The sequence below is a fragment of the Thalassospira sp. genome (assembly GCF_030690045.1).
GTDB lineage: Bacteria > Pseudomonadota > Alphaproteobacteria > Rhodospirillales > Thalassospiraceae > Thalassospira.
Genome location: NZ_JAUYHK010000014.1, coordinates 244,733 through 254,652, shown reverse-complemented (window position 1 = coordinate 254,652; position 9,920 = coordinate 244,733). Strand labels below are relative to the sequence as shown.

At 56.2% G+C, this 9,920-nt stretch carries 9 protein-coding genes; 5 read left to right on the top strand and 4 right to left on the bottom strand.

All coding sequences use genetic code 11. From position 1 onward, the window contains the following. Nucleotides 1-858: 858 nt before the first annotated feature. Both Q8O73_RS11600 and Q8O73_RS11595 read left to right on the top strand, forming a co-directional pair. The gene (locus Q8O73_RS11600) at nucleotides 859-1,563 is read left to right on the top strand and encodes a hypothetical protein (protein WP_305558322.1); all 705 of its coding nucleotides are present in this window, start codon (nucleotides 859-861) and stop codon (nucleotides 1,561-1,563) included. Nucleotides 1,564-1,822: 259 nt separating this feature from the next. After that, nucleotides 1,823-2,524, top strand: a complete 702-nt coding sequence (locus tag Q8O73_RS11595; protein WP_305558321.1) for a hypothetical protein — start codon at nucleotides 1,823-1,825, stop codon at nucleotides 2,522-2,524. A gap of 54 nt (nucleotides 2,525-2,578) precedes the next feature. Here Q8O73_RS11595 and Q8O73_RS11590 read toward each other — a convergent pair whose 3' ends face one another. The 4 genes from Q8O73_RS11590 to Q8O73_RS11575 form a co-directional block, all read right to left on the bottom strand. Next, entirely contained in the window at nucleotides 2,579-2,737 is a 159-nt protein-coding gene (locus Q8O73_RS11590) for a type II toxin-antitoxin system VapC family toxin (RefSeq protein ID WP_305558320.1), read from the bottom strand. Further along, nucleotides 2,734-2,991, bottom strand: coding sequence for a type II toxin-antitoxin system Phd/YefM family antitoxin (locus tag Q8O73_RS11585; protein WP_305558319.1), 258 nt, complete (start codon nucleotides 2,989-2,991; stop codon nucleotides 2,734-2,736). The genes Q8O73_RS11590 and Q8O73_RS11585 overlap by 4 nt, the downstream gene beginning before the upstream one ends. A 33-nt stretch (nucleotides 2,992-3,024) precedes the next feature. Continuing rightward, a complete protein-coding gene (locus Q8O73_RS11580) occupies nucleotides 3,025-4,959 on the bottom strand; it encodes a heavy metal translocating P-type ATPase (RefSeq protein WP_305558318.1) in 1,935 nt (644 codons plus the stop codon). A gap of 144 nt (nucleotides 4,960-5,103) precedes the next feature. Then, complete coding sequence (locus Q8O73_RS11575; RefSeq protein ID WP_305558317.1) at nucleotides 5,104-6,432, bottom strand: autotransporter outer membrane beta-barrel domain-containing protein; 1,329 nt, start codon at nucleotides 6,430-6,432, stop codon at nucleotides 5,104-5,106. A gap of 853 nt (nucleotides 6,433-7,285) precedes the next feature. Here Q8O73_RS11575 and Q8O73_RS11570 point away from each other — a divergent pair. The 3 genes from Q8O73_RS11570 (at nucleotide 7,286) to Q8O73_RS11560 (ending at nucleotide 9,894) form a co-directional block, all read left to right on the top strand. Beyond that, a complete protein-coding gene (locus Q8O73_RS11570) occupies nucleotides 7,286-7,702 on the top strand; it encodes a DUF2946 family protein (RefSeq protein WP_305558316.1) in 417 nt (138 codons plus the stop codon). 101 nt (nucleotides 7,703-7,803) lie between these two features. Then, nucleotides 7,804-9,168, top strand: a complete 1,365-nt coding sequence (locus Q8O73_RS11565) for a PepSY domain-containing protein (RefSeq protein WP_305558315.1) — start codon at nucleotides 7,804-7,806, stop codon at nucleotides 9,166-9,168. Nucleotides 9,169-9,249: 81 nt separating this feature from the next. Next, nucleotides 9,250-9,894: a Crp/Fnr family transcriptional regulator gene (locus Q8O73_RS11560; protein WP_305558314.1), complete on the top strand. Its 645-nt coding sequence runs from the start codon at nucleotides 9,250-9,252 to the stop codon at nucleotides 9,892-9,894. The last annotated feature ends 26 nt before the right edge of the window (nucleotides 9,895-9,920 follow it).

Genomic DNA, 9,920 nt, shown 5'->3' with positions numbered 1-9,920 from the left:
CGGTAGAAGGAGACCCAGGCCTGCATTTTCGGATGCGGCTTGTGAGGCAGACGGGGGTATGGGCGCCATATCAGGTACCCCTGATGGAGCCTCGCCAAAATCCCACGGGGGTAGTCCGTCTTGTGTGCATCGGTCCTGCGCGGTTGACGATTTGGGGGCCGTCACAGCCGTTATCTGGCGGTTTTCCGGGGCGGAAGGGTGTGGTTCGGCAATTTTACCGCTTGTTTTCAGGGATCAGGATTGATTGCTGAAAGCGAGTCGGCGACGCCAGATTTTTTGATCTCATTAATCGGATGTGATCATTGAAATGACAGGGGGCAAATGGGCAGGAAGACGGAAGCCGTCAAAAGATCATGGATGCGACGTTGGAACTTTACGGTCTTTGCCGCCCGGCCAAAACAACGATCAGCGCGATTGCAAAACGGGTCGGGGGGATGCGCCTTGTTTGCATCGGTCCTGCCGGGTGATGGCAGGAGCGGGTGTCCGGTTTCGGTAGCCCTGACAAGGACGGGGGCAGTGGGTGCCGTTGCTGGCCATCCGACCGCGAATGCGGGTGGCGGGTCCGAAGGTGGCCTGTTGGCGCGGATGGTGGATGCCCGACGGTTGTCTGGTTTCCCGTTTTCACGGGAAAGACGGTTTTGGGGTGGGAGCCCTCTGTCGTCACACCCGCGAAAGCGCGGTCATGGTGCGAGAGGATCAGTCTGCCGGTTGCGTTTGCGAGAACAGCCGTTGGGCGAAGAAGTGCCGAAGGGCAAGGCGCAGACACGCAAGAGTTGAACTTTGTTGCAGGTTATAATTGAATGCAATAAGATGATCTCTCCTTAATGATGAAACGTCCAACACGTGCAAAGGGTGATCATGACTTCCATTTCAGGCCTTTTTGCGAATACATTTTCTTATGCCTCGACAAATGCAGGGCAAAAGCAGACAGCAGCATCAAAGCCTGAAAGTGTCAGCGCGTCATTGGAAAAAACGACGCCGGAAACGGCGAAAGCGGCCCCCGGCTCCCTTGCCAGTGCCGCTGCAACGGCAAGGGAAAAGATCGATGCCGGATATGCCAAACTTGGTACAACCGGCACTACGCGCACAACCGCGAATGAATGGGACGCTATTGGTTTTCCCGATTTCGACCGCCAAATGCTTTATGCGGTCATCAGCAATGAAGGCGGCATGTTTACTGATGTGGAAGTAAATGCTGCTAAAAATGAAATTGCGAACAGAATTTCGGACATTATCAATTCAAACGATCCGCTTGCTGACAACGGTACAAAAGCGTTTCGAGCCATTCTGGATTTCTATGATGCGGCAAGTGACGAGGAAAAGTCATCTTTTGAATGGGCAATTGCGCGGGCTTCGGCCCAAAAATCGTATATGCTGAGCGGTGGGACCGAGAATGTCGGCACAGGTAATCGGGTTGTCGACAAGCTGATGCAGGCTTGGGATCAGGTGGTTGCCAGAGGTGGCAATTCAAACGATTTTGCGAATATGCCCGCCTACCGGGAAGCTTTGACTTGGTGGTCTCAGTCGAACGGTGGTGCGCACCATGTTAATTTGAATGTATGACGCCAAAGGTGCTGGTTTATAAATCTGCGCCTTTGGTCGTGTGTCAGGACGACAGTTATTCGTCAACAGTCAGTGTTACGCTGAAAAAGTTATCCCGGTTTCATTCATATCAGTTCGGTTCGCCTGTGGCTCAGGAATTTGTCAGCATAGCCTGACAGGTGTGACACGCAAAAGCTGAATTTTGTTGCAGGTTATAATTGAATGTAACAATATAATATCTCTTTAATGGTGAAACGCCCAACATGTGCAAAGGGTGATCATGACTTCCATTTCAGGCCTTTTTGCGAATACATTTTCTTATGTCTCGACAAATGCAGGGCAAAAGCAGACAGCAGCATCAAAGCCTGAAAGTGTCAGCGCGTCATTGGAAAAAACGACGCCGGAAACGGCGAAAGCGGTCCCCGGCACCCTTGCCAGTGCAGCAATTGCAGCAAGAGACAAACTGGATGCCGGGTATAAGAAACTGGGAGAAGTCGGTAGTATATATACCTCTGGCAAGGATTGGGATGCGATTGGTTTTAGAGATTTTGATCGCCAAACGCTTTATGCGATTTCAAGTAATGAGGGCGGTCTGTTTTCCGATTTGGAGGTAACGATTGCGAAATCGCAAGTTGGAGCCAGAATTTCGGATATCATCAATTCAAACGACCCCGTCCATAATCCGACAAAAGTGTTTCGTGAAATCGTAAATTTCTATGATGCGGCAAGTGACGATGAAAAAGCATCTTTTGAATGGGCAATTGCGCGGGCTTCGGCCCAAAAATCGTATATGCTGAGCGGTGGGACGGAGAATGTCGGCACAGGCAATCGGGTTGTCGACAAGCTGATGCAGGCCTGGGATCAGGTGGTTGCCAGAGGTGGTAATTCAAACGATTTTGCGAATATGCCAGCCTACGGGGAAGCTTTGACTTGGTGGGCGCAGGATAATGGCGGCGCGCGGCACGTTGATTTGAATGTGTGAGCCAAAGGCGCTGGTTTATAAATCTGCGCTTTTGATCGTGTGCCAGGATGACAGTTATTCGTCAACGATCAGGAGTTCGGCCAGTGTGCCTGCCGACATTTGCGGTTGATTCCGGGCGATGCGTTCAATCAGATTGTCGGCTTCGGGTTCCCGTTTCAGGATCGCGATCACTGCCGATGTATCGATGATGACAATATCGCCGGTATCGCTCATGCGGGCATGCCCGTATCATCATACAGGAAATCAGCCGCACGGGTGGCGGGCACGTCATCCTGCGCCATCGCCGCGGCTTTGTGCGAAATCTGCGTCATCTGTTTGATGCGTTCCCCGGCTGTCATGGCAGGTGCAATTGCCCTGATTTCGGCGACAGGACGGCCATGACGGGTCAGAAGGACCTGCTTGCCTTCCCTTGCGGCTTTGATCAGGGCGCTCAGATGTCCTTTTGCGGCACTGATTGCGATTTCCATCTTTTCACTCCAAGGTACCTCAATAATGGTCCGTTACAATGGACCAGAAGATTGCCGCACCCCGCCCAAATCCGACGCAATATCGTGCCGAAGGGCAAGGCGCAGCGCGTTGGCAATGGCGATGACATCGATGCCTTCCTGCAACAGCGCGCCTGCGACCGGTGTGATATAGCCCGCCGCGGCAAAGCCCATGGCAAGGATCGACAGCACCATACCGCCAAGCACGCTTTGCAACAGGATGCGGCGCATGGCGATGCTGATATGCAAAAGATCGTCCACCGTGGCAAGCGATGCCTCGGGGATCACCGCCCCGGCGGCATTGGCGGTCACCGCACTTTCCTTGCCAAAGGCAATGCCGACGGTCGCCACGGCCAGCGCCGGGGCATCGTTGATGCCGTCGCCCATGAACAATGTCGGGGCAGCGGCGGTTTCCTGGCGGACAATCGCCACTTTCTGTTCCGGGCTTTGCGAGGCGAGGCTTTGATCAATGCCCAGCAAATCCGAGAGATAGCTGACCTCGCTTTCGCGGTCGCCTGACAGCAACATGATTTTTTTGAAATGATGGACCGGCCCCAGATGCCCGACAAAGGATTTGCCATCGGCACGCGGCGTATCGCGAAAGCGCAAGGTGGCACCATAGGCCCCGTCCACCATCACCACACATTCCAGCCCCGCCGCCGTTGCGGGCAACAGGTCGGCATTTTGCGGGTCGGCCGCCAGCAATTTCTTGCGATGGGTGACGGCAATGTCGCGCCCGTCCACCCTGCCGGTCAGGCCCTGCCCCGGTTTTTCCGATGCACTGGCCACATCGCCCAGAGCCATCTTGCGATTTTCGGCGGCGGCCAGAACGGCCATTGCCAAAGGGTGACGGGAATAACGTTCCAGACTGGCGGCAAGGCGCAAGACATCCCCCCCGTCAAAACCCGGACCGGGCAGGATTTCGACCAGTTCCGGGCGGCCATAGGTCAGGGTGCCGGTTTTGTCGAAAATCGCCGTCTGGCAGGTGGGCAATTGTTCCAGCACCGCCGGATCGCGAATGACAATCCCGCGTCGTGCCGCAATTGAAATCGCACTCATCACCGTAATCGGAATGGCAATCAGCAATGGACAGGGGGTGGCAACCACCAGCACGGCAAGAAAGCGCGTTGAATCGCCCGAAACATACCAGACCAGAAGCGCAAACAGCAACGCCGCCGGGGCAAACCATGCGCCGATCTGATCGCCCAGACGGCGGATTTTCGGGCGTTTTTGTTCGGCATCGCGCATCACATCCATGATCCGGGCATATCGTGAATCCCGCGCACGTTTTTCCGCCCGGATCACCAGCACCGCATCGCCATTGATCGCGCCTGACAGCACCGCCGTCCCCGGTGCCTTGGCGACCACAAAAGGTTCCCCGGTCAGATAGCTTTCATCCATGTTGCCATGCCCGTCCATCACGGTGCCATCGACCGGGGCGGTTTCATGGGGGAAGATCGCAATCAGATCGCCAATCGCGATATCATCAAGGGCAATATCGGCAATTCCGCCCCCGGCATCCTTGCGATGCGCCACCGAGGGCATGCGGCTTGCCAGCGTATTCAGCGCCGAGGATGCCTTGCGCATCGCAAAGGATTCCAGCACCTGGCCGCCGGTCAACATCAGAATGATCAGGCATGCGGCCAGATATTCGCCCAGCGCAACCCCGGTGACAAAGGCAATGGCGGCGAGAAAATCCGCCCCCATATCCCGGCGGAGCAATTTCAACAGCAATTGCGCAATGATCGGCACCCCGCCAATGCCAAACAGCATCAGCAACGGCATATCGGCCGCCGCAAGATTCCAGGCACCCGGAACCCCCGACCAGCGCAGGGCGAAATGCCCAAGGATCGCCAGCAAGGTGGCGATCAGAATGGCACGATTGACCATCGGGGCCGACAATGCCCGGTCCATTCGCCCCAAAACCCGATCCACATCCCCAAACGCCATGACACCCGCCCCGGTTTATGATCATCCGATCATGCCCGAATTTACCGGCATGCGCCATCATGGCAGAACAAAGCGCCCCCAAACGAAACATCCCCGGCAGATGATGCCGGGGATGAGGTGCAACAGGTTTTACGGTGGATCAGATCAGAACGGCATGGATACGCCAAGCTGGATGCTGCTGCTGTCGGAAGTATCTTCTTCGTTGGCAATCGACATCATATGGTTCAGGGACAATTCGCCGGTCAGGCCGCCACTGGTAAAGCCAAGCCCGGTGCGAATGCGCTGATTGCCATATTCGTTCAGATTGCTGCCAAAGAACGGCTTGACGACACCCAACTGGCGACCTTCATCGTCACTGATGGCAAAGCCATAGGTGATGGTGCCGCCAATCGTGTATTCGTTATAATCGCTGCGCCCGACAAGATAGCTGCCTTCAAGGGCGGCATTCAGGCCGGTGAGCGCATCGGACAGGCGCACACCCCCGCCGATATTGAATGCCGTCTTGTCATTGTTGATTTCATCGGTGAAATCATAAACCAGACCGGTTTCCACAAAGGGCGTGACCATCAGGGTGTCGGTCGGTGTGAAATCATAGGCCGCCTCGATCCCCGGTTTGATCTGACGGGTGTTTGACCGGGTGCTTTCGACACGGGTGCCGTCACTTTCGGTATAGCCATCAACGGTTTTGCGGGCGGTGATCAGGGCCACCGACGGGCTGAGCGATACCGGCAGGGTTTCGACCGGACGGATTTTATAGGAGGTGCTGAGTGCCGCATACCAGATGCCGGAATCCGCATTGCCGGTAATCGCCCCGCTGTTGCGGGTGACATCGACATCCCCCTGACCAAACCCGGCCTCGGCCACCACGGTCAAATCGGCAATCGGACGATAGATCGCATAGGGCGACAACACCCAGCCGGTTTCCTTATAGGTCCCGGAATTGAACGATGTCGTCAGATCGGTATCGTTATAGCCCATCGAAACCCCGGCGGTCAGTGTATCGGCAAAGCTGTAATCCAGCCCGACATTATACCCCCAGACATCGCCGTCATACCGGTTGTCGGTCGTGCCACTGACATAATCATTATCAACACGGGTAAAGGAACCATGCCCCCAGACCGTAAAGGGCGAGGCACTTTCAAGGGCGGAACGGCCATCAACACCGCTGGCCCCGCCCACACCACTGTCGCTGCCCTGATCGGTCGGACCAAGGCCAAGTGCGGCCAGACCCAGCCCGGTCGAGCTGTCAAAGCTGCCCATCATCGCAAAGCGGCGCAGGGCATCTTCGCGGTCGGTATTGCTGTTGTCATAGGTCAAGCTGTCGGTGAAATTGGCCGGTTCAGTGCCGCCAGTACCGGATGTACCGCCCGTGCCAACCGCGCCCCCCGTATTGGTGCCAACTGTGCCGGTAGCAGAACCGCCAACCGCACCGGTCACGGCCGAAACACGTGCGCCGATATTCTGCTGAATCACGGTGGTTTGCGAACGCGAAACCGCGCCGACAACGGCAGACGTTGTGGTTTCTTGCGCGGGGGTTTCCGTGCTGTCTGATCCCCCCCCCTGGCAAGTTATCTTATAAGTTCCTATGGTGGCAGATCGACCCTTTATAAGACGCAGGCCCACTGCCTCGTCACTCGTCAGAGTGAATGTCCCATTATGAACATTTAAGAAGTCCATCGTCTCAGTTACAATCGCTGCATTGTTTGACAATGTAACAATCGACATCGACATAATGGCTGCACTGTCGGTTGACATGGTGAGGGAATATGTTCCCGCAGGAAACAAATAGTTAGCCGTCAAGCTGCCATCGCCTGAGTTGATCGTAAAAGTTTCGCTGTTGTTGGCGGTTGCGCAGAAGTTAATCGCGGCCCTTGCCTGACCGGGCATAAGAACCGCCCCGGCCACCAAGCTGCCACAAACGGCCATCCCATATTTCCACATCTGCATCCCGTGCCGCATCCGCTGCGCCCCCATTGATATTCTGGCGAAGTTACCTGAATGTCAGTGGCATAAGGTTTGGCTTTTATGTCAAAGCGTTATACGGGATTGTCAGAAAGTGTCAGATTAGGAAAACCTAAAGAATAATAATGGAAACCCGTTTTAAACCCTGAATACGCAAACCTTATTCTCAAGATTAGCACCGGCTGTTTTGGGGAACCGCCCCCAAGATGGGGCCGACAGACTCTTTTGCGGCGATTCCATCGGGCTTTATAACGTTCTGGCGATATTCAGATATGAGGGTCAGTGGCTTTGTCCGATAGGTTTTGACAGTCGCACGGCAAGGGATTATTGAAACCCGGTATCTTTCCGCAATGGATCGTGACCCGTGACCCGACGCCGCCAGACATTTTCGGCATATGCCCCCCTGCTGTCACTGATGACAGCCGGGTTGTTGCTGTTCAATGCGATGCTGTTTGGTTTCATGCACAGCCCGCTGGCCGCGCAAAATGAAGACGGTTTTGTGCCGCTGGTCATTTGTACCGCCAATGGCATCCGGACGATTTCGGTTCCCGGCGCGGCCCCGGAAGATGGAAATACACCTTCGCATAACGGTTTTGACGGGTTTCAATGTTCGCTTTGCGGGTTGGGCAGCCATGCCAGCGCAATGATCATTGACCCTGTTCTGCCGTCGCTGGACCGTCTTGAACTGTCCAATATTGCGGCCACCCTGCACATCACCGCCCATTCCCCGGATTTTTGTGCGCTGGCGTCCGAACCCCGCGCCCCGCCCCGTCTGGCCTGACGATTTTTCGGATGCATCGGCATCCATGATCTTTCAGTGTTCCAGAAACCGGCAATCCTTGCGCACACCACATATGATTGCCGCATCATACGGGGTCCATCATGACCGGTTCTTCTCGTTCCGCACCCGTGCTGTCACGGGCGAGCGGAGGCATTTATCGCGCTGTCTGGCGCTGGCATTTTTATGCCGGGCTGTTTGTTTTGCCGTTTTTGATCCTGCTGGCGGTTACCGGCGGGGCCTATCTGTTTCGCGATGAAATCGACAATTGGGTTTATGCCGATCTGAAACAGGTTGAACCCCTTGATATCGCGCCACTTTCGATGGGGGCACAGGTTGATGCCGTGCGGTATTTTGTCGGCGAAACACCGGTTAAAATCACCACCCCGGCGACACCGGAGATGGCGACCGAAATTGTCATTGCCACATCGGGCGGCGAGCGGCGGGCGGTCTATGTCAATCCCTATACCGCCGAAGTTCTGGGCAGCATGCCCGATCGTGGCACCATCATGTGGCTGGTGCGGCGCATTCACAGCCTTGCCGAATTTGGCACCGCAACCAATTATATCATCGAAATTGTCGCCGGATGGACCATCCTTTTGGTGGCGACGGGCATTTATCTGTGGTGGCCGCGACAGGATCAGAAAGGCGGGGTGGTGACCCTGCGCGATACCCCGAAACGCCGGAGCTGGTGGCGCGATTTGCATGCCGTGACCGGCCTGTTTGCGGGGTTTTTCATTATGTTTCTGGCGATTACCGGCATGCCGTGGTCGGTGATGTGGGGCAAATATGCCAACCAGTTTGCCAATGGCACGCCAACCGGATATCCATCCGGGGTGCGGGTCGATGTGCCGCTTTCCACCGTGCCGATGATTGATGCCTTTGGCGAAACCGGCTGGACCACTGAAAACGCCCCGATTCCGCAATCGGTTGATCAGGCGGCCACACCGATCGGCATTGATGCCGCCATTGCCCGCATGAACGATCTGGGTCTGACGCCCGGTTATGCGATGGTTCTGCCGCGCAGCACCACCGGGGTTTACAGTGCGTCGATTTATCCCGATGACCTGACATTGCAGCGGGTGATCCATCTGGATCAATATTCCGGTCGTGCCCTTGTCGATATGTCCTATGCCGATTACGGGCCGCTTGGCCGCGGGCTGGAATGGGGGATCAATATCCATCTGGGGCAGGAATGGGGCGTTTTTAACCAGATCCTGATGTTGATGGTCTGTATCGCGATCATCGTGATGTCGGTATCGGGTGGCGTCATGTGGTGGAAACGCCGCCCGCAAGGGTCAATGGGGGTGCCGCCCCTGCCGCGCAACCGGCGCACGCTTTATGGCGTGACCGTGATCATGGCGATTGGCGGGGTGATTTTCCCGCTGGTCGGGGCATCGATGATTGTGGTGCTGGTGCTCGATCGCCTGTTTGCACAGCGGCCCCGCACCGTTACCCGCCCGGCATAACGACCAAGGCCTTTGCACGGGCGGCATTGCCATGTCGCCCGTGTTTTCCCGCTTTATGCTTCACATCCGGGGGCGTTTGCCATGACCGCTGATGATGCCATTTACCTGATTTCGGATCTTGCCGACCGTCGCGATATTCCTGTGCCTGCCAATTGCAACATCGCCCCGCCCGGCCCGCACCAGGACAGCCTGTTTGTGGTCGAAAGCGGCCTGATCATGCAATGCAATTATGATTATAATGGCGACCGGCAGGTGTGCCGCGTTTACCGCGCCGGGGATGTGATCGGGCTGGAAGGGCTGGCCGAGATGCCGTTGATGTTAAGTTATGAAACCCTTGTGCCGTCGGTTGTGCATCGGGTGCCGCTGCGCCGGATAACCGGGCAGCATCGCAGCAACCCGGCCCTGCAACAGGCGGTTTTGCATCTGCTGGCCCATGAGGTGGTGGATGGTTATCACTGGAAAATCAATATCGGGGCCGGGTCCGCCACCCGGCGCGTCTGCCGGTTTTTGTTATGGACGGCACAGGAAGACCGGTGTGTGTTGCCACCGCGCGACAAGCTGGGCAGTATCATTGTCATGACAACCGAAACCGCCAGCCGCATCATCGCCACCCTGCGCCGCAAGGGCATTTTGCATAAGAACCCCGGTTATCGCGATGTGGTGACGATTGACCGGCGCGGATTGCTGGATCAGGCCGGGGATTTCCGGGATCGCGGGGTCGCCTGAAGCATAGTCCGACGCCCTGTTTTTCG

Excerpts from the sequence above, each read along its gene's own strand:
- Q8O73_RS11580 (WP_305558318.1), bottom strand. The coding sequence starts at position 4,959 with ATGGCGTTTGGGGATGTGGATCGGGTTTTGGGGCGAATGGACCGGGCA.
- Q8O73_RS11590 (WP_305558320.1), bottom strand. The coding sequence starts at position 2,737 with ATGAGCGATACCGGCGATATTGTCATCATCGATACATCGGCAGTGATC.
- Q8O73_RS11595 (WP_305558321.1), top strand. The coding sequence starts at position 1,823 with ATGACTTCCATTTCAGGCCTTTTTGCGAATACATTTTCTTATGTCTCG.
- Q8O73_RS11560 (WP_305558314.1), top strand. The coding sequence starts at position 9,250 with ATGACCGCTGATGATGCCATTTACCTGATTTCGGATCTTGCCGACCGT.
- Q8O73_RS11585 (WP_305558319.1), bottom strand. The coding sequence starts at position 2,991 with ATGGAAATCGCAATCAGTGCCGCAAAAGGACATCTGAGCGCCCTGATC.
- Q8O73_RS11565 (WP_305558315.1), top strand. The coding sequence starts at position 7,804 with ATGACCGGTTCTTCTCGTTCCGCACCCGTGCTGTCACGGGCGAGCGGA.
- Q8O73_RS11600 (WP_305558322.1), top strand. The coding sequence starts at position 859 with ATGACTTCCATTTCAGGCCTTTTTGCGAATACATTTTCTTATGCCTCG.